This is a genomic window from Clostridium ihumii AP5 (assembly GCF_000612845.1).
Taxonomy (GTDB): Bacteria; Bacillota; Clostridia; order Clostridiales; family Clostridiaceae; genus Clostridium_J; species Clostridium_J ihumii.
In genome coordinates, this window is the sequence record NZ_CCAT010000083.1 from 156,309 (window position 1) to 181,554 (window position 25,246).

The 25,246-nt window shown below is 27.0% G+C and carries 20 protein-coding genes; 18 read left to right on the forward strand and 2 right to left on the reverse strand.

Annotation, left to right across the window (positions count from 1 at the left end):
* The first annotated feature begins 22 nt into the window (after nt 1-22).
* The 4 genes from BN346_RS16500 (at nt 23) to BN346_RS16515 (ending at nt 7,329) form a co-directional block, all read left to right on the forward strand.
* On the forward strand, nt 23-1,468 hold the full coding sequence (locus BN346_RS16500; protein ID WP_040330081.1) for an aminoacyl-histidine dipeptidase: 1,446 nt from the start codon (nt 23-25) through the stop codon (nt 1,466-1,468).
* A gap of 166 nt (nt 1,469-1,634) precedes the next feature.
* Nucleotides 1,635-5,153 (forward strand): pyruvate:ferredoxin (flavodoxin) oxidoreductase, encoded by a 3,519-nt coding sequence (nifJ, locus tag BN346_RS16505; RefSeq protein WP_040330082.1) that lies wholly within the window; start codon nt 1,635-1,637, stop codon nt 5,151-5,153.
* A gap of 374 nt (nt 5,154-5,527) precedes the next feature.
* Entirely contained in the window at nt 5,528-6,535 is a 1,008-nt protein-coding gene (locus BN346_RS16510; protein ID WP_040330083.1) for a CAP domain-containing protein, read from the forward strand.
* Nucleotides 6,536-6,759: 224 nt separating this feature from the next.
* Entirely contained in the window at nt 6,760-7,329 is a 570-nt protein-coding gene (locus tag BN346_RS16515) for a TetR/AcrR family transcriptional regulator (RefSeq protein ID WP_242838445.1), read from the forward strand.
* A gap of 39 nt (nt 7,330-7,368) precedes the next feature.
* Here the strand turns inward: BN346_RS16515 and BN346_RS16520 are convergent, their stop codons facing one another.
* Nucleotides 7,369-7,989: a GntR family transcriptional regulator gene (locus tag BN346_RS16520; RefSeq protein ID WP_040330085.1), complete on the reverse strand. Its 621-nt coding sequence runs from the start codon at nt 7,987-7,989 to the stop codon at nt 7,369-7,371.
* 419 nt (nt 7,990-8,408) lie between these two features.
* Here BN346_RS16520 and BN346_RS16525 point away from each other — a divergent pair, with 419 nt between their 5' ends.
* A complete protein-coding gene (locus BN346_RS16525; protein ID WP_040330086.1) occupies nt 8,409-9,920 on the forward strand; it encodes a BCCT family transporter in 1,512 nt (503 codons plus the stop codon).
* 135 nt (nt 9,921-10,055) lie between these two features.
* Here BN346_RS16525 and BN346_RS16530 read toward each other — a convergent pair whose 3' ends face one another.
* A complete protein-coding gene (locus BN346_RS16530) occupies nt 10,056-11,246 on the reverse strand; it encodes a coenzyme F420-0:L-glutamate ligase (protein ID WP_040330087.1) in 1,191 nt (396 codons plus the stop codon).
* Nucleotides 11,247-11,379: 133 nt separating this feature from the next.
* On the opposite strand from BN346_RS16530, the gene BN346_RS16535 reads away from it, so the two are divergent.
* From BN346_RS16535 to hypD, 13 genes are all read left to right on the forward strand, one after another.
* A complete protein-coding gene (locus BN346_RS16535; protein WP_040330089.1) occupies nt 11,380-12,273 on the forward strand; it encodes a LysR family transcriptional regulator in 894 nt (297 codons plus the stop codon).
* A gap of 173 nt (nt 12,274-12,446) precedes the next feature.
* A complete protein-coding gene (locus BN346_RS21775; protein WP_158644508.1) occupies nt 12,447-12,614 on the forward strand; it encodes a hypothetical protein in 168 nt (55 codons plus the stop codon).
* A gap of 459 nt (nt 12,615-13,073) precedes the next feature.
* Nucleotides 13,074-14,441, forward strand: a complete 1,368-nt coding sequence (locus tag BN346_RS16540) for an MATE family efflux transporter (RefSeq protein ID WP_040330090.1) — start codon at nt 13,074-13,076, stop codon at nt 14,439-14,441.
* Nucleotides 14,442-14,579: 138 nt separating this feature from the next.
* Complete coding sequence (locus BN346_RS16545; protein WP_040330091.1) at nt 14,580-15,959, forward strand: GTP pyrophosphokinase; 1,380 nt, start codon at nt 14,580-14,582, stop codon at nt 15,957-15,959.
* A gap of 66 nt (nt 15,960-16,025) precedes the next feature.
* Entirely contained in the window at nt 16,026-16,769 is a 744-nt protein-coding gene (locus BN346_RS16550) for a Bax inhibitor-1/YccA family protein (protein WP_040330092.1), read from the forward strand.
* Nucleotides 16,770-17,015: 246 nt separating this feature from the next.
* Entirely contained in the window at nt 17,016-17,429 is a 414-nt protein-coding gene (locus BN346_RS16555) for a MarR family winged helix-turn-helix transcriptional regulator (protein WP_040330093.1), read from the forward strand.
* A gap of 208 nt (nt 17,430-17,637) precedes the next feature.
* Complete coding sequence (locus BN346_RS16560; protein ID WP_040330094.1) at nt 17,638-18,699, forward strand: exonuclease/endonuclease/phosphatase family protein; 1,062 nt, start codon at nt 17,638-17,640, stop codon at nt 18,697-18,699.
* A 699-nt stretch (nt 18,700-19,398) separates the two neighbouring features.
* Entirely contained in the window at nt 19,399-19,968 is a 570-nt protein-coding gene (locus tag BN346_RS20695) for a TetR/AcrR family transcriptional regulator (RefSeq protein ID WP_051540468.1), read from the forward strand.
* A gap of 143 nt (nt 19,969-20,111) precedes the next feature.
* Nucleotides 20,112-20,264, forward strand: coding sequence for a hypothetical protein (locus BN346_RS21980; protein ID WP_187372147.1), 153 nt, complete (start codon nt 20,112-20,114; stop codon nt 20,262-20,264).
* Nucleotides 20,265-20,533: 269 nt separating this feature from the next.
* Nucleotides 20,534-21,016 (forward strand): FUSC family protein, encoded by a 483-nt coding sequence (locus tag BN346_RS16570; protein ID WP_040330095.1) that lies wholly within the window; start codon nt 20,534-20,536, stop codon nt 21,014-21,016.
* Nucleotides 21,017-21,388: 372 nt separating this feature from the next.
* Nucleotides 21,389-21,955 (forward strand): helix-turn-helix domain-containing protein, encoded by a 567-nt coding sequence (locus BN346_RS16575; protein WP_040330096.1) that lies wholly within the window; start codon nt 21,389-21,391, stop codon nt 21,953-21,955.
* A 5-nt stretch (nt 21,956-21,960) separates the two neighbouring features.
* Nucleotides 21,961-22,863: a glycyl-radical enzyme activating protein gene (locus tag BN346_RS16580; protein ID WP_040330097.1), complete on the forward strand. Its 903-nt coding sequence runs from the start codon at nt 21,961-21,963 to the stop codon at nt 22,861-22,863.
* 3 nt (nt 22,864-22,866) lie between these two features.
* Nucleotides 22,867-25,236 (forward strand): trans-4-hydroxy-L-proline dehydratase, encoded by a 2,370-nt coding sequence (hypD, locus tag BN346_RS16585; protein ID WP_040330098.1) that lies wholly within the window; start codon nt 22,867-22,869, stop codon nt 25,234-25,236.
* The last annotated feature ends 10 nt before the right edge of the window (nt 25,237-25,246 follow it).

Below are 25,246 nucleotides of genomic sequence, written 5' to 3' on the forward strand. Positions count from 1 at the left end.
TAGATGGAATGGAGTGATTTTTGTGAACGTATTAAAAGATTTAAATCCTAAAAAGGTTTTTGGCTTTTTTGAAGAAATGTGTCAAATACCACATGGTTCAGGAAATGAAAAGGCTATAAGTGATTACTTAGTTAATTTTGCAAAAGAAAGAAATCTTGAAGTAATTCAAGAAGAAAAAGAGCCTAATGTAATTATAAGAAAACCAGCTACTGAAGGATATGAAAACATACCAGCTGTTATAATCCAAGGACATATGGACATGGTTTGTGAAAAAGATAGTGATGTAGATCATGATTTTGAAAAAGATCCACTAAATCTAATGATTGATGGAGATTTTGTAAAAGCTAAAGGAACTACTTTAGGAGCAGACAATGGAATAGCAGTAGCTTATGGACTTGCAATTTTAGATGCTTGTGATTTAAAACACCCTGCAATAGAATTATTTGTTACAACAAATGAAGAAACAGGAATGTATGGAGCAATAGCAGCAGATCCTAAAAATTTAAAAGGAAAAACACTTTTAAATATTGACTCAGAAGAAGAAGGAGTTTTCTTAGTAAGTTGTGCTGGTGGAGTTACTAACACTGTAAATATAAAAGCTGAATATGAAGATGCTAAAAATGAAGCATTAAGAATAGAAATTAATGGATTAAAAGGTGGACACTCAGGTCAAGAAATAGGAAAACAAAGAGGAAATGCTAATAAAATAATGGGAAGATTATTAAATAGCATTAAAAATGAAGTTGAATTTAATATAGTTACTATATGTGGTGGTTCTAAACATAATGCAATTCCACGTGAAGCTGAAGTAATAATAACAACAGAAGTAAGCAATGTTTCAAAAGTACAAGAAATAGCTTCAAATGTATTAAAAACAATAAAAGAAGAACTAAGAGTTCAAGATCCAGATATAACAATAACTGTTGAAAAATCAGAGTGCAAAAAGCAATTAACTAAAGATGTTACTGAAAAAATAGTTTCATATTTAGTTTTAGTACCAGATGGAGTTCAAACTATGAGTGAAGACATTAAAGGCTTAGTTGAAAGTAGTTTAAACTTAGGAGTAATAGAATTTAATGAAGATAAAATAACATTTGTTTCATCAATAAGAAGCTCAGTTAAATCATTAAAATATGCAATAGCTGATAAAATTGCATATTTAGCAAAATTAATTGGAGCTGAACTTGTAAGTGATTCAGATTATCCAGAATGGCAATACGAACAAAATTCTAAAATAAGAGATTTATCTATGCAAACATATAAAGAATTAACTGGAGAAGATGCCAAAATAGATGCTATACATGCAGGTCTTGAATGTGGTCTTTTAAAAGAAAAAATGCAAGATGTAGACATGATAAGCTTTGGACCAAACTTATATGATGTTCATACTCCAAGTGAACGTATGAGTATATCATCAGTTGAAAAAGTATGGAATTTCATAGTTAAACTATTAGAAAACATGAAATAATATTTACAACATGTAAATAAGTAAGCATTTATTTTAATGAGAAATAGATGCTTACTATTTTTTTTTACATAATATTTAGCTTTTTAGAACAAATTATATAAAGAATATAGTAGCAATTATACTGTAAAAAAATATGATAAAGTTTTGAAAAGAAAGAGGTAAAGAAATGAGAAAGATGAAAAGTATGGATGGAAACACTGCAGCAGCATATATTTCCTACAATTTTACAGAAGTAGCTGCAATTTACCCAATTACACCATCAACACCTATGGCTGAAGTAGTTGATGATTGGGCTGCAAAAGGTAAAAAAAATATCTTTGGTAATACAGTAAAAGTAGTAGAAATGCAATCAGAAGCGGGAGCAGCGGGAGCATTACACGGTGTTTTACAAGCCGGAGCATTAGGAAGTACATACACTGCATCACAAGGGTTACTTCTTATGGTACCTAATATGTATAAAATGGTTGGAGAAAGACTTCCAGGGGTAATACATGTAGCTGCTAGAGCACTTGCAACATCATCATTAAGTATATTTGGTGATCATCAAGATGTTATGGCAACAAGACAAACTGGATTTGCGATGCTATCAGAAGGTTCAGTACAAGAAGTAATGGATTTATCAGCAGTAGCACATTTAACTGCAATTAAATGCAGAGTACCATTTGTAAACTTTTTTGATGGATTTAGAGTATCTCATGAAATACAAAAAGTTGAACTTTTAGAACAAGAAGATTTAATGCCTTTAGTTGATTTTGATGCTATTGATAAATTTAGAAAGAGTGCATTAAACCCAAATCACCCAGTTACTAGAGGAACAGCACAAAATCCAGATGTATATTTTCAAATGTGTGAATCAATAAATGGATTCTATGAAGATGTTCCAGATATTGTTGAAAATTATATGAGTGAAATAACTAAAATAACTGGTAGAGAATATCATTGTTTTGATTATTATGGAGCAAAAGATGCTAATAAAATAATAATTGCCATGGGTGCAGTTACCGAAGTAATAGAAGAAACTATAGATTATTTAAATAGTAAAGGTGAAAAATTAGGTCTTGTAATAGTTAGATTATATAGACCATTTGCAGTAGAAAAACTTCTAAAAGTTATTCCAGACTCAGTTAAGAAAATTGCAGTATTAGATAGAACTAAAGAGCCTGGTTCTATTGGAGAGCCACTATACTTAGATGTAGTAAAATCATTATTTGGAAAAGAGAATGCACCATTAGTTGTAGGTGGAAGGTTTGGATTGGGTTCAAAAGATCCAACACCATCAGAAATAGCTGCAGTTTATGAAAATCTAAATGAGACTAAACCAAAGGATAGGTTTACTGTAGGAATAGTTGATGATGTTACCAATACATCCTTAGAAGTAAAAGAAAAAATAGATGCAACTCCTGAAAGTACAAAATCTTGTAAGTTCTGGGGTCTTGGTTCAGATGGAACTGTAGGTGCAAATAAAAGTGCTATTAAAATTATTGGTGATCATACAGAGATGTATGCGCAAGGATACTTTTCATATGACTCTAAAAAATCAGGTGGTATAACTATTTCACACTTAAGATTTGGTAAAACACCAATAAAATCACATTATCCAATTGATAAAGCTGACTTTGTTGCTTGTCATAATCAATCATATGTTTATAAGTATAATATATTAGAAGGGTTAAAACAAAATGGAAAGTTCTTATTAAATACATTATGGAGTGAAGAAGAACTTGATAGTAGATTACCAGGAAAAATAAAAAGGTATATAGCTGAAAATAATATAGAGTTCTATACACTTAATGCTGTTAAAATAGCTCAAGAAATTGGTCTTGGTGGAAGAATTAATATGATAATGCAAGCAGCATTCTTTAAAATAGCTGATATAATTCCCGTAGATGATGCTATTAAGTATTTAAAAGATGCAGTTGTTACATCATATAGCAAAAAAGGCGAAAAAATAGTTAATATGAATCATGCAGCAATTGATACAGGAGTACAATCTATAGTTAAAGTAAATGTACCACAAATTTGGAGAAATGCTGAAGATGATAAATTAGATGAAAAAGAAAATGTTCCAAGTTTTATAAAATCAATTGTAGAACCGATGAATAGTATGGAAGGTGATTCAATTAAAGTGTCAACTTTCATAAATGAAGGTGTTGAAGATGGTACATTTATGTCTGGAACAGCAAGGTATGAAAAAAGAGGTATTGCAGTTAGTGTTCCAGAGTGGATTCCAGAAAATTGCATACAATGCAATCAATGTTCATATGTATGTCCACATGCAACTATTAGACCTTTCTTGCTAAATGAAAATGAAAAAACAAATGCACCACAATCAATGAAGTTAATTGAACCAAAAGCACTTAAAGCTGAGGAAAAATTATATTACACAATAGGAGTTACTCCACTTGATTGTGTTGGTTGCGGAAACTGTGCAGAAATTTGTCCAGCACCAGGTAAAGCATTAGTAATGAAATCACAAGATAGTCAACATGAACAAATAGAAGCTTGGGATTATGCAGTAGAAAAAGTATCTAAGAAAGAGAATCCAATGAATAAGAAAACTGTTAAAGGTAGTCAATTTGAAGAACCATTACTTGAATTCTCAGGTGCTTGTGCTGGTTGTGGTGAAACTCCATATGCAAAACTTGTAACTCAATTATTTGGAGATAGAATGATGATAGCAAATGCTACAGGTTGTTCTTCAATTTGGGCTGCTGGTGGACCTGCAACTGCATATAGTACTAATAAATGTGGTCATGGACCAGCTTGGGCAAACTCTCTATTTGAAGATAATGCAGAGTTTGGCTTAGGAATGCATATGGCTGTGAAAACAATAAGAGAAAGAATTGCTGATAATGCTAGAGAAGCTATTACATCTAACATATCAGATGAAGCAAAAAGTGCATTACAAGATTGGCTAGATAACATGAAAGTTGGAGAAGGTTCAAGAGAAAGAGCTGATAGAGTAATAAAAGCACTTGAAAGTGAAAATAATGATATTGCTAAGAAGATTTTAAATGACAAAGAGTTTTTAGTGAAGAGATCTCAATGGATGTTTGGTGGAGATGGTTGGGCTTACGATATAGGATATGGTGGATTGGATCATGTATTGGCATCTGGTGAAGATGTAAATGTATTAGTATTTGATACTGAAGTTTATTCTAATACAGGTGGTCAATCATCAAAAGCAACACCAACAGCTGCTGTAGCTAAATTAGCAGCATCAGGAAAGAGAAGTAAGAAAAAAGATTTAGGCATGATGGCTATGAGTTATGGAAATGTTTATGTAGCTCAAGTTTCTATGGGTGCAGATAAGAATCAAACAATTAAAGCAATTGCAGAAGCAGAAGCATATGATGGTCCATCATTAATAATTGCATATGCTACATGTATAAATCATGGAATTAAGAAAGGTATGTCAACATCACAAGAGGAACAAAAAAGAGCTGTAGAATGTGGATATTGGAGTTTATACAGATATAATCCAATGTTAAAAGAAGAAAATAAAAATCCATTTGCATTGGATTCAAAAGAGCCAAAGAGTGATTTTAGAGAATTCTTAATGGGAGAAGTAAGGTATGCATCTCTTGCAAAAGCATTCCCAGAAGAAGCAGAGATGCTATTTGAAAAAACAGAATTAGATGCAAAAGAAAGACTAAATAATTATAAAAAACTAGCAGAACAATAATAATAATAATAATAATAATAAACTGCTTTGAAATAATTCAAAAAATTATTTTAAAGCAGTTTTTTATGTAAGAATTAAGTTGAAAAGATAGAAAATTTGAAAATTAAACGTGGTAATTACAACCAAGGAGTATATTGGAAAAGTGATATTTTCTAGAGAATATCTAGGTTTTGATAAAATATACAGTTTCCATATGAGGACAATATTTCATCTAAAGTAGTATATAACAATGAAGGGAAAGAATTGGAGTAAAGAAAAAGGTAGTTGTTATGGTATAAATATATATGTCAGCAGTAGTGAAGTAAAAAGTACTTTAACTAATAAAATATTGAATTCAACATAAGAATTCGAAAAAATAAAAAGGAGTGGTACGAATGAAAAAGAAACTAATTGCGATGTTATTAACGACTACTATTATAGGAGGGGCTGGAGTTACTACTTATGCAGCAACAGAAGATGCAGTAGTTATTCAAGCTAATAGTGATTATTCTACAAAAGAAGTAAGTAAAAATAATCATTATTTAAAATTGACAAATACTAGTGAAGTAAAAGAAGATTCAACAGATAAAGTTGGATTTGTACAATATGTATATATAAGTATTAGAGATATTATAAATAGACTTAATGAGTTTATGGAAAATATTCTAAATGGTGATAATAATGAGCAATGTCCAGATGTAGGAGATGGAAATGTAAACAGCAAACCTAATAATGGACAAGACAACATAGTAAATAAACCTAGTAATAAGCCAAATGATAATAATGTTGGAAATAGTGAAAGTAATGGAAATAACACTGGTAATGTAGGCAGTAATGAAGGTAATGTTGGGACAAGTACCGAAGAAAAACCACCAATAGTGAATACACCTTCAGAAAATGAAAAGCCACAAGTTCCACCAGCTGTTGAAACTCCACCAACAACTGAAGAGGAAAAACCACCAGTTGTGGAAATTCCAGAAACTCCAAACAGCAGTGATAAATTTATGGCTGAAGTTGAAACATTAATAATACAAAAAGTTAATGAAGAAAGAAGTAAAGCAGGATTATCTTCATTAAAAGATAATAAAACTATGGAAAAGTATGCGAGAATCAAATCACAGGATATGGGAGATAGAGGATACTTTGATCATAATGATCCTGAAGGTAATCTTATAACTGTTCAAATGCAAAAAGATGGAGTTAGTTACAATGCATGGGGAGAAAATATAGCTTATGTAGGTGGTACATCTGATGCAAGTTCTTTAGCCAATCAATTTATGGATATGTGGATGAATTCACAAGGTCATAGAGCAAACATACTATCAAGTAATTTTACTGATATAGGAGTTGGAGTATATAAAATAGGAAATACGGTGTATGCAACACAAGAATTTTATAGATAAATAAAATAAAAGGTAAACTTATTGAGAATAAGTTTACCTTTTATTTAAGTTATAGAAATTTTTGTCATATAAAAAACACATATATTTAATATAATAAATAATATAACGTAATTATTACTGCATAACTAATATAGTTATACCATTGAATTATTTAGTAGAAATTTATAAATTTAAATTATATATAATGAGAGATTGCAGATTTAATGTATATGTAAGTATGGTGCATGGGGTATTTAAATATGACATTAATGACTAAAAGAGAGCTTGCAACCTCTTTAAAAAAATTAATGCAAAAAAAGCCACTTGAAAAAATAAGGGTAAAAGATGTAGTGGCTGATTGTGGAGTAAATAGGCAAACATTTTATTATCATTTCAAAGATATTTATGATTTATTAGATTGGATATACAAAACAGAAGCAGTAGACAGAATAGCAGGTTACAAAACATATGATACATGGAAACAAGGGTATTATATGATATTTAAATATGTGGCTGATAATCATGCATTTTGTATGAATACATTCTATTCACTTGGAAGAGATCATTTAGATAAGTTTCTTTATAATATAACGTTTCATTTATTGATTGGAGTTATAGATGAAATTTCAGTTGAATTAAACATAAAAAAGGAACAAAAAAATTTTGTTGCAGAAGTATACACATTTATTCTTATTGGACTTGTGGTTAAGTGGATGAAAAATGGAATGAAGGAAAATCCAGAAGATATAATTGAAAAACTTAATAAATTGATTGAGGGAGAAATAAAAAATGGACTTCAAAAATATATACAATAAAAAATATAATATTATGGGAGATTTTAATCTCCCATAATATTATAATGAGATAAATTGTTGTACATTTAATAAAACACCTTCATTACCAACATATATTATTATATCATTAGCCATTAATGTAAAGTATGGACCAGGTGATAGAAATGTTTCATTATTACGAATTATTCCAATTATTGTTGCTTGAGTGTTGTGCCAAAAGTTTAATTCACCTATGCTTTTGCCTATTATAGAGCTATTAGAAAGAATTTTACTTTCAAAAGGGATTATCTTTCCAACATTACGAAGTTGAGTAGCAAAATTAATTACAGAATTTAGATTTTTCTCAATTTGTTCATCAATTTTTTTCCTTTCTTTTAGTAACTCATAAGTTTCACATTTTAAACTGTTAAAATCAGATTCAGTTTTAAATTTGTTTAAAAATTCAACAGCATTTTTTTTATTGTTAATAATTATTCCACTTTTTTCATTTACAGTTACAACATTCATACTTTTTAATAAAGATATAGAACGTCTTATAGTTTCAGGAGAAACTTGATAAATGCTAACTAAAGTAGTTCTTCCAGTTATCTTGCTTCCCTCAATAAATTCATTATTTATTATTCTATAAGCTATATCAGTAGCTATTTTTATATAATTTGGAACTTTAAATTGTTTTTTCATAAATATGCACTCCTCTAAAATTATATAGGAATAAACCTTATCAATTAGTATTATAAGAATAAAATAAATTAAATACAAATTGATAAAATATTTATAATGATATTGTAACAAAAATACATATGTGTTTGAAATTTGAAAACTTATATGTTATTATAAGTGTGTCAGATAAATTTTTCTAAAATCTAAATTCATTTATATATTGTGAAAATTAGATTCCTATTTAAATCTTATCAAAATCAATTAATAATTTTATAAAAATCCAACATATGATTATAAAATTTTATAAGACTTCAATAAAGGATAATTTTGTAAATATAAGTACTTATATTGTTATAACTAAAAATAGTTTAAAATTATAAAATTTAAACTAACTGACAACTTTATAATTATAATAAAGTATTCAATTAAAGGGGGATTTTATGGATATAACTAGATACAAATGTGAAAGAAGAAAATTGATAGAGGAAAATATAGTTTATTATAGTTCAATAATATTTGCTATATTTGTTTTGATATGTGGACTTTTTTTCAGGCAGAGATTAGAAGAAGTAGTAAGTATATCGTATAATTTAATAATAAATAAATTTTCTTGGGTTTATTGCAGTTTAATGCTTATATTTTTCTTTTTTTGTATTTGGATAGTCTTTAGTAAATTTAAAAATGTAAAGCTAGGTGATGATGATTCCAAGCCTGAATTTTCAAACTTAACTTGGTTTTGTATGCTTTTTAGTGCTGGGATTGGAATAGGATTAGTATTTTGGGGAGTTGCAGAACCATTAACTCATTATATAAATCCATTGAATTTACAAGGCGGAAGTGAGGCGGCTAAAAAGTTTGCTTTTACAAAATCATTTCTCCATATTGGAATATCAGCTTGGGCATGTTACTCAGTTTTAGCATTAGCAATAGCATATATGCATTTTAGAAGAAAAAAACCTATACTTATAAGTAGTTTATTAATACCAATAATTGGAGAAAAAGGATCTGCAGGCATAGTGGGAAAAATTGTAGATATATTTACAGTATTAGCAACTATAGCAGGTATAGTAACTTCGCTTGGAATGGGAACACTTCAAATAAATAGTGGATTAAATTATTTATTTAATATACCTGATAATAATAAAGTGAAAATAATAATAATAACTATAATAACCATATTGTTTTTGATATCTGCATGTACAGGAGTGAATAAAGGAATAAAAATATTATCTAATACTAATATGTTTTTAGCAGCATTATTATTATTAATGGCAACATTAATAGGACCTTTTGGGGATATGATAAATAACCTGTTTATTGGATTAAAGGGATATACTGTAGAACTTTTAACTACTAATAATAATATATTTGTAAAAGGTGATTGGTATGGGAAATGGACTATATTTTATTGGGGCTGGTGGATTGCTTGGGCTCCATCAGTAGCTATATTTATTGCTAGAGTTTCTAAAGGTAGGACTATAAAAGAATTTATAATGGGAGTATTATTTGTTCCAGCTGGATTTTGCATTGTATGGATGAATGTATTTGGTACTTTAGGCATTAATGCTCCTATGAATATAGGTGTTAAAGCAATAGAAAAGGTTGAGACAGCATTATTCATGATATTTGAGGCATATCCATTAGGAGGGCTAATGTCTATAATAGCAATAGTGTTATTATTTACATTCTTTGTGACTAGTGCAGATTCAGCAACATATGTTTTAGCAATGATTACTTCAAATGGGAAATTAAATGTGAAGAATTCTAAGAAAATAGTTTTAGGAATAATGCAATCAGCAGTAACTATGGTTTTATTATTTGTTGGAGGATTAACTATGGTTCAAAATACATCTATAATTATGGCCTTACCATTTGGAATAATTATGCTTATTGCAATTATAGCTTTTACAAAGGAATTATATAAAGTTGAATGTAAAATGGAAAATAAATAAAAATATTTAGTTAAAAAATAATTATATACTAAAATAAAAAAATAAAGACATCTCAAAACTTTATATATTGAGGTGTCTTTACTTATTTCAATCTTAGGGTAAGCCTTAATTATTTTAAGGTCTAAGAGATATTTGTTATTTTGTATAATTATCGAAATAACCTTGAATAAATATTACAGGAGTACCTTTATCCCCACTTCCTGATGTTAAATCTGAAAGGGAACCAATAAGATCAGTAAGTCTTCTAGGTGTAGTTCCTTGAGACTCCATAGAACCTACAAGATCATCTTCTTTGTTTTTAATGTATTCAGAAATTGCATTTTTTAATTCATCACCTCTTAAAGATGCGAAATTATTATCTGCAAGATATTTAAGCTTAACTTCGTTAGGTGTTCCTTCAAGTCCAGAAGTATATGCTGGAGAAACTACAGGATCTGCAAGTTCCCAAATCTTACCTACAGGATCTTTGAAAGCTCCATCTCCATAAATCATAACTTCAACGTTTTTACCAGTTTTTTCTTTAAGAAGAGATTGTATAGTATCAACAACTGGTTGACAATTACGAGGGAAAAGTTTAACAGTTTCTTCTGTAGATTTATTAGAGCCTAAAAGACCATAACATTCATTGTATCCACTGCCATCAATAGATTCACATAATATGTTATCAAGACTGTAAATATTTTCTCCACCGTTAGCTTTTAATATTTTTTTAGTTCTAAATCTTGTATGAATATCACAAGTAAGAACATTTTTAGTGTAATTTAAAATTGTTTTAGGACTATTAGAGAATATAACTTCACATTCAGTACCATATTCTTCTATTAGTGATTTATAATAGTCTATATAATCTACTCCAGTAAAAGTATGTTTTTTATATCCAAAATAATCACGGAATTGTTTTTCAGTTAAAACATCTGTCCAAGGATTAACTCCTTTTTCATCTAACTCATCTATATCTATTAAGTGATTTCCAACTTCATCTGATGGGTAGCTAAGCATTAACACTACTTTCTTAGCACCTTTTGCAATACCACGAAGACATATAGCAAAACGATTACGGCTTAAGATTGGAAAAATAACGCCTACTGTATTATCTCCAAACTTAGATTTTACATCTTTAGCTATATTATCAATAGATGCATAATTGCCTTGAGCACGAGCAACTACAGATTCTGTTACTGTAACAATATCTTTATCATTAATTTTAAATCCTTCTACTTCAGCTGCTTTTAATACACTATCAACAACAATTTCCTCAATATTATCTCCATTATTAATAATTGGGCAACGAATACCTCTAACAACAGTTCCTACTACTCTTTCCAATTTAATCTCTCCTTTAAACATCTTTAATTTATATAAAGTAAAATTTGTTTCATAACTTATACTTGTAATATATAATAAAATCATGGTATAAGTAAAATAAATATATAGTATATTAGATATAAGGAGAGCTTATATGATAAGTAAATTAGATTTATATAGAGTATTTTGTGAAGTTGGAAAATGTCATAGTTTTTCTAAAGCTGCTAAAAACTTGTATATGACACAACCAGCAATAAGTCAGTCTATAATGCAATTAGAAAATGAAGTAGGAATGAGATTGTTTACTAGAATTCCTAAAGGTGTAGAACTTACTAATGAAGGAAGATTGCTATTTGAGTATGTAAATTCTGCAATAAATTTAATAAATACAGGTGAAAGAAAACTTTTAGAATCTAAAAATCTCATGATTGGGGAGCTAAAGATAGGTGTAGGAGATACTATATCAAGATATTTCTTATTATCTTATTTAGAAGAGTTTCATAGAGAATACCCTAATATTAAGTTGAAAATTATTAATAGAACTACACTTGAATTATGTGCAATGATCAAATCAGGAAAAATTGATATTGCTATTTGCAATTTTCCAGTGGAGGATTCTACATTAGAGAAAAAGAAGTGCATTGATGTACATGATATATTTGTTTGTGGAAATAAGTATAGAGGTTTAACTAAAAGAAAATTAGAGTTTGATGAACTTGCACAGTTGCCATTAATTCTCTTAGAACCAAAGTCAAATTCAAGACAGTATGTTGAAAAGTATATGATGACTAAAGGTGTTAAGATTTTACCAGAAATTGAATTAGGAGCACATGATTTATTGTTAGAATTTGCAAAGATAAATTTAGGTGTATCCTGTGTGGTTAAAGAATTTTCAGAAAAATATTTAGAAGAAAATATTTTATATGAAGTTAAAACTGTTGAAGAAATACCTAAGAGAAGTATAGGCTATTGTTTTCTTAAAAGTGTATCATTATCTCCAGCAGCTCAAAAATTTATAGAGATATTAGAAAGTAGTAAACAAATGTGATGATACATAGCGAAAAATAAAAGTATTCTAATTAATATATTTCGCTATACTATGCTTTTTTATATGTAAAAACGACAAAAAAGTTATTAAAACGAAAATTATTTCAGAATATTGATAATATATACTTTAAAGAGTATAATTAAATTGAAAATATTGGGATATGAGGTGGAGTTATGTCGTTTTTACATAATAATAAAATAATAGATAGTTATATAAATAATATGGAAAATCAGTGTAATGATGAAGAAACAATAGATATTATAGAAGAATATTTTAATAAAAAATTTGATTTAAACGAATTATTAGATATAGACTTAAAAGTTAAATCTAATATTTTATAGAAATTTGAACTGTGTTGATGCATACTTTACAGTATAGTTAATATAATTTTACTATAAATATAGTATAGCGAAGATTAAAAATTTACATATAAAAGAAATAGAAAAATTACAAACTATTTATTTAAGAAGAAATTTATTTAGGAAAAGCTAATATAAAATTTAATCAATATCTTAGGTTTATAGAATGAGGCATGTGAAAACATGCTTTTGTTATAGTATTATTTATAATATAAAATTTAAGGCATATATTAATAGTATAAAACATTTAATATAGTAATTAATTAAGTGATAAAAGTTGACAATATAAAAAAAATAATATAATATAACCATTGGTGAAAATTTAATAATTTATAATACTTAGTATAAGTATTAGCAAGTGTTTGAAACATCCACTTTGACAAAAAAACTCAAAGTTGGATGTTATTTTTATGTTTATTAATAACTAATAAGGAGGAATATATGAGTTTAGTTAAAAGCTTTAAAGAAGATAAGAAATTTTATAAGAGATTATTTTTAATAACACTTCCAATAGTTATACAAAATCTTATAGCATCATCACTTAATATGTTAGATACTATGATGATTGGACAAGTTGGTGAAGTAGAATTAGCATCAGTTGGAATAGCTAATCAATATTATTTTTTATTTAATTTAATTATAATGGGAATTAGTGCAGGTTGTGGTGTGTTTATAGCACAATTATGGGGAAAAAAAGATGAAAAAAATATAAAAAGAACATTAGGTATTGGGCTTATAGGTGGAATTTTAGCAACGTTAGTATTTGGACTTATCGGACTTTTAATTCCAGAAAAAATAATGGCCATATTCAATATAGATCCTAAAGTAATAGAAATAGGTAGTGAATATTTAGTTATTGTTGTAATGAGTTATTTATTTACGTCTATAACTTTTAATTATGCTGCAGCATTAAGAAGTGTAGGAAACACAGTTCTTCCTATGTGGGCTAGTTTTATAGGACTACTTACTAATGGATTCTTAAATTATGTACTTATATTTGGAAAGTTTGGTGCACCTGTTTTAGGTGTAAAAGGTGCAGCATTAGCAACTGTAACTGCAAGAGTATTTGAGTGTACAATAATTTTAATTGGAGTTTACTCTAAAAAGAATGTATTAAGAGCAAAATTAAGTGAGTTTGTTGGAATATCAAAAGAGGTATTTAAGGGGCTATATAAAGTTACTCTACCAATAATATTAAATGAGGCTTGTTGGGGACTTGGAAATGTAACTTATGCCGCAATATATGGAAGAATAGGGACTGGTGCTTCAGCATCAATACAGATATGTACAACTATAATGAATTTATTTATGATAATAACATTTGGACTTGCAAATGCATCAGTAGTTATAATAGGAAATGAAATAGGTGCTAATAGAGAAGAAGAAGGAAAAGTTTATGCTAAGAGAATTTCAAAATTAGCCATAATTGTTTCTATTATATTAGCAGGGATATTAGCATTATCAGCATCATCAATATTATCTATGTTTAATGTATCAGAAAATGTTAAGAGAGATTCTTTATATATATTATATATATATTCAGCTATATTAATAATAAGAGTTTACAATGCAGTAATGATAGTAGGAGTATTAAGAGGTGGTGGAGATGCTACATATGGTTCATTAGTACAAGGAATTACACTTTGGTGTATAGGAATACCACTTGCATTCATTGGAGCATTTGTAATTAAATTACCAGTATATTTAGTTGTACTTATGACATTTGCTGAAGAAGCTATAAAAGTTGTCGTTATGTTAAAAAGATTTAAATCTGGAAAATGGATACACAATATGGTTAAAGATATTTAACTGAAAAACCCTATAAATTTTACTAAGTAGGTTATAGTAAAATTTATAGGGTTTATTTTTCATACATTAAAATGAAACAAAATAGACATAAAAGTATTATAATATGTAAATATTATAGTTGTTTTGGAGGAAGTATTTGTGGAACTTAAGATATTTAGTTTTATAGAGGAATCAATAAATTTATTAGAAGAAAAAAGAATAGAACTTAAAGGTATTTCTAAGGAAATAGAGGAGTATTTTGAAGAAGTTTTACTATGTGTAAATGATGGTGAATTAAATGTTGTTACAAGAGTAAAATCTAAAGCTAGTTTAGAAGATAAGATAATAAGAAATAATTACTATAAAAAATACAATAGTTCGAAAGAAGTAATACTTAATCTACAGGATTTAATTGGTGCAAGAATAGAGTGCAGATTTATAGATGATGAAGAAAAAGTATATAATGAATTATTAAGTTTTTTTGATAGAAAACATAATGATGGAACTTCTTATAATGAAATAAATTCTAAAATAAGATTAAATTTAAAAAGTGAACAACCACAAAAACAAAAAAATGGATTTAAAATTTATAGAATTGATGGTATATATGATGATGGAATAATAAAATATAATTTTGAACTTCAAATAAAATCACTTGTAAATATGTTTTGGGGAGAAATCGAACATAAAGTAATATATAAAAATAAGAATTATATGGTTGTGGATGATTTCTTTAAAAATATATTAACTTCAATCAAAAAAAATTTATCTATGATAGATAATCAATTATCTTTAATTTGTGATTACTCTGTTAAATCAGATACTATAGATCCAATGATACGAAAAAAACAAGTAGAAACTATGTTATCTAAAATAGTATATGATTTATTTTCCAATAAAATGAAAGAAGACATAGGGTTTTCAGTAGATTTTAAGAAGAGTTGTGATGCTATTGTAAATTACTTATTTAGAAGCAATAATGCTAAGGAATTAGAAGATTATAATGAAACTCTTATAAAAATGCTATCAAGAGTAAATGAAATAAGTAAAAATGATATTAAATTTAATCAAGAAATAATATTTGATAGAGAAGTAAAATATGATAATAAATTTAGCAAAAAAGCAGGTACAAAACTTTTAGAAATTATAAATATAGATTTTGATTGGAACTTATTTTTTAGAATATTATTTGAAATAGAACCTGGTAGCAATGCAGAAGACTTTGAAAGTTTCACAAGTTATGTACAAAATAGATTTTATAAAAATGATAAGTTTAATATTTTAAAAGATAAATTTTCAAATGAAGAATTGAAGTATATCAAGTTAGATTTATTAGACACAGTATGTGAAATGTTCTGTGAGAAAAGTTCAATTGCTTTTATTTATGATAAGAATATAAATAAAATTAATAATATTATAGGAGAAATTATATTATTAATAAATGAAAGAATAAATACAATAGATGAATGGGAAATTTCTAAAAATGCATACAAGCAAATGTTATACATAAAGATTAGTACTGAAATAAAGTTATATTAAAGTATAAAATTTATAAATTTGTAAAAAATATAATGTAAAGTAATTATTTGAAAGGAAGAATGTTGTATGAAGGATTTGCAATCAAATCCATTTATAAATAGTGGATTTGAGAAATCAAAAAGTAATTATGCCGAAGATACAATGACAATTTCATCAACAATAATTAAGACATTAGTGTTAATAGCAGTATTATTCATATCATTAATGTTAACATGGAAAGTGTTATCTAATGGAATAAAGAATTTTAATAGTCTTTTAGTGATATCATCTATAGGAGCTTTTATACTTGCTATAATAACAAATTTTGTACCTAAAATAGCGCCTATAACATCTATATTTTATGCTGTGTTCGAAGGAGTATTACTTGGGAGTTTATCAAGACTTATGGAGTTTAGATTTCCAGGAGTAGTATTATCAGCAATTTGTTTGACTATAGCAGTATCTATTTCTACATTACTTATATATAGAAGAACTCCAACATTAGCTGGTAAAGTGAGAAAAGGAGTTGTTATATCAACAGTATCTATAGCTTTAATTTATTTAATATCGTTTATGTTAAGTTTATTTGGAGTAAATATACCTATATTTGGATCTGGATTTTTAGGGATAGGATTTAGTGTGTTTGTAGTAGCTATAGCATCAATTAGTTTAATACTTGATTATGATTTTATTCTAAGAGCTGCTCAGTATGGAAGTCCCAAATATATGGAGTGGTATGCAGGGTTTGGATTGTTAGTTACACTTATATGGTTATATGTTGAGATACTAGAGTTATTAGTTAAATTATTACAAAACAATAGTGAAAAATAAAAAATATACATAGTGCATTATAATTTGTGATAAAATAGAATTGAATATACTATAGATTCAAATTAACTATATAAATAACTCATTTCAAAAATTGGACATTCTTATAAGTATTCAAGAGTAGTAATAAATACTAAGTTGAATTTTGTTAAATGAACAAATTTAGAGGTGAGAGTATTTTTCTATATATAGAAATTTGTTTAATGATATATATAAAATTAGTTGACTAAATATGTGGAGGAATAATAAATGGAGGAAAATTTAATATCTAATTATTTAAAAGTAGCAAATAGAACCTTCAAAAAATTAGATGAAGAATTAATTAAATTGGGGTTATATAGAGGACAACCATCATTAATTATGGTTTTATATAACAATGAAGGAACTACTCAAAAAGATTTGTGTGAAAAATTATCTGTTACACCAGCAACTATGACTAAAATGGTTAATAGAATGGAGAAAACAGGCTTTATAATAAAAAAGACAGACACAGAAGATTTAAGAGTTAGTAGAATTTATTTAACACAAAAAGCTAAAGATATAAAACAAGATATATTTAGATTATTTAAAAGCTTTGATGAACAATGTTTCTTAAATATAGATGAAAATGAAAGAGATATATTTAGAAATGTTCTAGCTAAAATAGTTAAAAACTTAAGTTAGTAAATTGTAACAAATTAAAGTATGTACTTTGATTTGTTATTTTTATGAGTAAAACTTTAAACAATTCATGTTTCTTGATAAAAGCAAAAATCTTTCAATTTATAAATACATTACTTTAAATTTGAACTTGGAACCCTATAGCTTTGTTCTAAATATTAAAATATGGTATTATTATAATAAAATAAAAAACATAGTGATGGGGGAAAAGATGATAAGAAAAACATTCAAAATACTTATGTGTGTAGTTGTAATTCTATTATTAATAGTAATTGCATATTTAGTTTTTATGACGATTACAGATTATAAACCAGAAGAAGTAATCAATATAGAAATTGAAAACAATCAAAATGATGTTGTTAAATTAGATAAAGAAATGACTTTAACCACTTACAATATTGGATACTGTGGTATGGATGAAGAAATCCATTTTTTTATGGATGGAGGAAGTTTATCGCGTTCCATAAGTAAAGAAAAAACAGAGGCAAATTTAAAAGGAAGTATAGATGCTCTTAAGGAAATAAATGGAGAATTTACGTTTCTTCAAGAAGTAGATATAAATGCAACTAGAAGTTATAAAGTAGATCAGTATGAAGAAATAAAAAATGAATTTAAAGACTTTACTACAAGTTTTGCTATAAACTATAAAACTCCATGGGTTCCAATACCGTTAACAAAGCCACATGGGAAAGTATTGGCAGGGCTTATGAACTTATCAAAATACAAGGTTAATGAGAGCACAAGATATAGTTTGCCAGGACAAGAGAAATGGCCGAGACAATTAGCTGAGTTAGATAGATGTATATTAGTGAATAGAATTCCAGTAGAAAACAGTAAAGAATTAGTATTAATAAATGTTCATTTATCAGCATATGATAAAGGCGGTTTCATAAGAAAGCAGCAGTTGGGTTTTTTACAACAATTTTTGAAGGAAGAATACGATAAAGGCAACTATGTTATTGCTGGTGGAGATTTTAATCATCAAATTCCCGGTAGTGATCCTGAAAAGTTTGAAGCAACAGAGGAATGGCCGTCATGGTTACAAATGATACCAAATGAATTTTTATTAGATGGATATACATGGAAGTTTGATAAAAATACACCAACAGTAAGAACTGCAGGAACACCATATGTAAAGGGAGAAAATTTTAGAGCTATAATAGATGGATTTATAGTATCAGAAAATATAAAAACTATAGATATAAAAGGAAAAGAATTAGATTTTAAGTACTCAGATCATAATCCGTTAACTATAAAATTTAAATTAAGTTAATTAAATTATAAATATGATAATCAAGGAAATTTATTTCTATATTTCCTTGATTATTTTATTTTTATATAAAAAAATTATATAGAATATGATAAAATCAATTTATATAGGAAATAAATTCATATTTTAACTTATAAGTTTTCAATTTTAATTGTAATTTTAGGATAAGTTTATAATATAAAAGGGAGATTTATAATGGATGTTAGATCTCTAACTTTAGGAATATTTCTAATAATTGAAGGATGAAAGATTAATAGTATATGTTTGAAATTATATAGGGTTCCAAGCTAAAATTTTAAATAATAGCTTTCTCAAATGATATTACTAATCGTATAGTTTATTCTATTATAATGTCTGGAACCAATTAACAATTAACAGTTAGCAATTAACAATGATGGTTAATATTATTCACTTCGTTCTTAATATTTATGAATAGAATTCCATGAAAACTATGTTTTTATATTGTTTTCAAACTAATTTGCTTAGCAAATTATCATAAAAATTGATTCAAATAAACTGAGACTTCAGTTTTATCCTTCATTGTTAATTTTGTATAACACTTCAAATTGCTCTTTCTCAACTTAAACATGAATAACTTAAAGTTTAAACTTAAATTCCTATAGTATTGATCAAATATGTATAAGTTAAAAAGTTAGAACCTATAAAAAATTACATATATAATTGAAAAAAAAAGGAGATATTATGCCCAAAATTATTAAGAATTTAGATGAAAATATTAGAAATAAAGCATTTGAGTTGTTTTCAAACAGAGGTTATGATGAAGTAGATATAAAATTGATAGCAAAAGAATGCGGTATGGCTGTAGGCACATTTTATAACTATTATAGTAGTAAGATGGAATTATTCATGCATATATTAAAAATTTCATGGCAAAAAACTTTTAATAAACTTGAGGCTATAGAAAAATTGGACTTAGATTTAAAAGAAAAATTAGAATTACAAATAGAAGTTCTTTATGATGGTATAGAGGATAGACGTGGATTGGGTTTTTATGTTCAACAAAAATACACTTTTTCTAATAATAAGAATATAGAGATGCATGAGTTTATAAAAGAAATATCTCAAAGAGTAACTAAAATTTTTACTCCTCTAAAAAAAATAGAGGCTCTTTCGGAGTTTGAAAATGTAAATGAAAGATTAGGACAGATATTAATTGTTGAAATAACAAAAAGTTTATCTATGAGTCCTAAAGATCGGGAAAATAATATTAAATTTATAAAAGTACTAGTGTTAGCGCTTATAGAAGAATAAACTTCAGGTTTTAGTGAATAAATATTATGCTTTAAGATAACAATAAAAATGAAAGTGTTAATTAAAACATATAGAATCTTTTGAAGCATATAAGATATTCAAAAGGTAAACTTAATTATAAAATCGAGAGGAGTTTATGATTGATGAGTAAAAAAATGCACAAAGGTGAACATGAAAAACTTTTAAAGAAAGCTAGAACGCTTTTAGAAAGAAATATGGGAATAACTGAAATAATGGAAGCAACAGGATTAGGTCAACAAGACATTATGAAAGAACAACAAAAGATGAGAAAATAGAAATTTAAAATTAAAAATAAACAAAAAAGTAAAGATTCTTATTGAGAGACATTTAAATGTTAAATATATTTGAACATATATTCAATATTTAATTATATTTTTCTGTCTTGAAATAAGAATCTTTATTTTTATGGTATTATAAGTTTAATAAATTATATAATATCATCATTTTATGTATAAAAATTTACATTTCATGAAAACATTATTTGAAAATGAAAAAAATTAGCGTATTATATAGTTTGTAAGTAAAATATGTTGAGGAGTTGCTTATGAAGAGAATAGGAATGCGAAATATGAAGACTGGAATAGCTGTTTTCTTGTGTATAGTTATATCAAGATTACTTGGGTTTAAATCTCCATTTTATAGCTGTATAGCAGCAGTTATCTGTATGCAATCTACTGTTGAAACTTCATTTGAAGTAGGAAAAAACAGAATGATAGGTACTGCTATGGGGACATTTATAGGAATATGTTTTTCTTATATAGCACCAAACAGTATTATATTTACATGTATGGGAGTGAGTTTAATTATTTATATATGTGATTCATTACATAAAAATAAATCAATATCGATTTCGTGTATTGTATTTATTGCCATAATGACAAATTTGAATGATAAATCTCCCTTAGAATATGGAACATTTAGATTTATAGAGACAGCATTAGGTATTATTATAGCTGTTCTTGTAAATAAATACATATGCCCATATAAAGAAGAAAAAATTAGTGAAGATAAAATATTAAAAAAATAAAATAAATTTAATTATATAAAAACTATAGAATGATTTTATAATATAAAAATAGTTTTGAAGTAAAATAAAATATATTTATTTTGTACTTATAGTTTAAATGAATAGTATAGACTTTTCTAGATTTTAGAAGAGTTTATACTACAAAATTATAAATTACTACTTATAAAAAGGTGTTGATTTAAGAGTTTAGATATGAAAAATTATAATAAAACTTAGATTTAAACGTTGATACATAATAAATATAACTTAAATTAGATATAATGAAATACATACTTAAAAATTTTACTGAATATATGGACTATTTAAATAAAGTGAAGTATCATAATATTATGAACTAAACATTTCTATAGGGATAATGATGAGGTGTGAAAGTTGAAAAAAGACATAGGAAATAAAATTAAAGAGCTTAGAACAAATAAAAAAATGACACTTAGAGAATTAAGTGAAGGGACAGGCCTTTCAATAGGATTTTTATCTCAACTAGAAAGAGGTCTTACAAGTATAGCTACGGATTCATTAATGAAAATTGCAGAAGCTTTAGATGTTGATTTAAATTATTTTTTTGCAAATCCAAAAAGGAAAAATAGAGTAGTATTAAGAAGTTATGAAAAAGAAGTATTCAAAATTGATAGTTCTACTTTTATAAACTACAATTTAACAACAAATAATAGTGATAAATTTATGTTGCCAAGACTAATAGAAATATTACCTAATAATACTGAAGAAAATATAAGCCAATATAAACATGATGGAGAAGAATTTATATATGTTTTAGAAGGAACCTTAACTTTATGCATAGATAATGATCAACATGAGTTATACCCAGGTGATAGTGCTCATTATAAATCTGATATTATGCATAATTATTCCAATTACACTAATAAGATGGTAAGGATTATTGAAGTAAGTTATCCAAATCAGTTTAAAGATAAGGAGTGATATGATTGAGTAGGGCGTTAATCACTAATATACAGAGATGTTCAACAAAAGATGGCCCGGGTATAAGAACAACTGTATTTTTTAAGGGTTGCCCTTTGCGATGTGTATGGTGTCATAACCCAGAAACACAAAGTTATAATAAAGAAATCATACAGAACAATGAGAAGTGTATTTTGTGCAAAAAGTGTTTACTTGCTTGTCCTAATGATGCTATATCTGTGCATAATAATACAATATGCACAGATTTAAATAAGTGTATTAAGTGTGGCAGGTGTGTAGAATATTGTGTTAACAATGCACGTGATATAGTTGGGGAGGAATATACTCCAGAAGAATTATTAATAGAGATAAAAAAGGATGAAATGTTTTATGAAGAATCAGGTGGAGGTGTAACTTTATCCGGTGGAGAAGTTATGTCTCAATTTGAATTTATAAAAGAATTTTTAGTGCTATGCTATAAAGAAAAGATATCAGTAGCAATAGATACTTGTGGTTATTGTGATTTTCATAAATATGAAAGTATATTAAAATATGTCGATTTATTTTTATATGATTTAAAAATTTTAGATTCAATATTGCATAAAAAATATATTGGGAAAACTAATGATATTATATTAGGCAATTTGAAAAGGTTAAGTGAAGCACATGCAAATATAAATTTAAGACTACCAATTATAGAAGGTATAAATGCAGATATATGCCAAATAGAAGAAATTATTAAATTTATAAAACCTTTAAATATTATAAAAATAAATTTACTGCCTTATCATGATATAGGGGTATATAAGTACTTTAATTTAAATAGGAAATACACAAATATTAAGCTCGAAAAACCAAATGATGAACTTATGAGAAAAATAAAACTATGTTTTGAAAAAGAAGGATATGATGTTCAAATAGGGGGTTAATATATGGAAAGAGGGTTTAATAATAGAACTAGAAATTTAAGAAAACTTAGTGTTGAAACAAAGCCATATATATCAATGGAAAGAGCTAAATTATTTACAGAGGCTTATAAAAAATATGAGGGGAAAGTAGAAGTTCCAGTTTTAAGGGCATTATCATTCAAATACTTCATGGAAAATAGAACACTTTATATAGGAAGGGGAGAACTTATAGTTGGTGAAAAAGGAGAAACACCTCAAGGAGCACCAACTTTCCCAGAATTATGCTGCCATACTTTAGATGACTTTGAAATAATGAATTCAAGAGATAAAATAGCATTTAAAGTGAGTGATAAAGATAAGAAATTTCAAAAACAAGAAATAATTCCATATTGGGAAAAGAGAGCTATTAAAGAAAAAATATTTAATAGTATGACAAAAGAATGGATAAAATGCTATGAGGCTGGTATTTTTACTGAATTTATGGAACAAAGAGCTCCAGGGCATACTGCAGGAGATGGAAAAATATATAATAATGGATTTTTAGACTTTAAAAAGCAAATACAACGAGCATTAAAAGAATTAGATTATAAAAATGATTTAAAAGCATTTGAAAAAAAATCGGAGCTTGAAGCTATGGAGATTTGTTGTGATGCTATAATAATATATGGAAAAAGGTATGCAGAATATGCAAGAGAGTTAGCAGCTAAATCTGAAGATGAAAAAGAAAAAAAAGATTTATTATTAATTGCAGAAAACTGTGATATTGTTCCAGAAAAAAAACCACAAAATTATCATCAAGCATTACAAATGTATTGGTTTGTACATGTAGCAGTTACAACGGAACTTAATATTTGGGATGCTTTTTCGCCAGGGAGACTAGATCAACACTTATACCCATTCTACAAAAGAGATATTGATAATGGAATTTTAAATAAGGAACGAGCAAGGGAACTTTTAGAATGTTTTTGGATTAAGTTCAATAATGAGCCAGCACCACCTAAAGTTGGTGTTACCCTAAAAGAAAGCAGTACTTATACAGATTTTGTAAATATAAATACTGGTGGTATCACAAAAGATGGAAGTGATGGAGTTAATGAAGTGAGCTATTTAATACTAGATACAATGGATGAACTTAAAATATTGCAACCAAGTTCAAATGTTCAAATAAGTAGAAAAACTCCACAAAAATTTTTAAAACGAGCATGTGAAATTTCAAGAAAAGGATGGGGGCAACCAGCTTTTTATAATACAGAAGCTATAGTTCAGGAATTATTACAAATGGGAAAGAGTATAGAAGATGCTAGAGGTGGAGGAGCAAGTGGCTGTGTTGAAACAGGTGCATGGGGCAAGGAGTGTTATAATCTAACAGGGTATTTAAATCTGCCTAAGATATTACAAATAACATTGTATAATGGATTTGATAATATGTCAGGCAAACAAATTGGGTTAGAATTAGGATATGCGAAAGATTTTGAAAATTACGAACAATTATTCCAGGCTTTTAAGAAACAATTGAATTATATTATTGATATAAAAATTAAAGGAAATAATATAATAGAAGCAATATATTCTAAAAATATGCCATCTCCATTTCTATCTATTATAATAGATGATTGTATATTAAAAGGTATGGATTATAATAGTGGGGGAGCTAGATATAACACAAGTTATATACAAGGAGTTGGAATAGGAACTATAACAGATTGTTTGAGTGCTATTAAATATAATGTATTTGATAAGAAAAAGTTTACAATGGAACAATTAATAAATGCTATGGATGATAACTTTGAAAATCATGAATTTATAAGAGGCTTAATATTAAATAAAACACCCAAATATGGTAATGATGATGATTACTCAGATAGCATAATGAAAGAGGTTTTTGAAAGCTTTTATTTAGAAGTTACAGGAAGAAAAAATGTTAAAGGTGGAGTATACAGAATAGATATGCTACCAACAACATGTCATATATATTTTGGAGAAGTAATAGGTGCAACAGCAAATGGAAGGCTTAAAAATAAACCTGTATCAGAAGGTATTTCACCTGAAAAAGGTGCAGATATAAATGGTCCCACAGCAGTTATAAAGTCAGCAGCAAAGATGGATCATTTAAAAACAGGTGGAACACTTTTAAATCAAAAATTTACACCAGAAGTAGTTGCAGGAGAAGATGGGCTTAGCAATATGGCAAATTTGATAAAAACATATTTTAATTTTGAGGGCCATCATATACAATTTAATGTAATTGATAGGAAAACACTTTTAAATGCTCAAAAGAATCCTGATGAATATAAAGATTTAATAGTAAGAGTTGCTGGGTATAGTGATCATTTCAACAATTTAAGTAAAGTATTACAAGACGAAATTATAGAAAGAACAGAACAAAGTTTCTAAAAGTTATAAT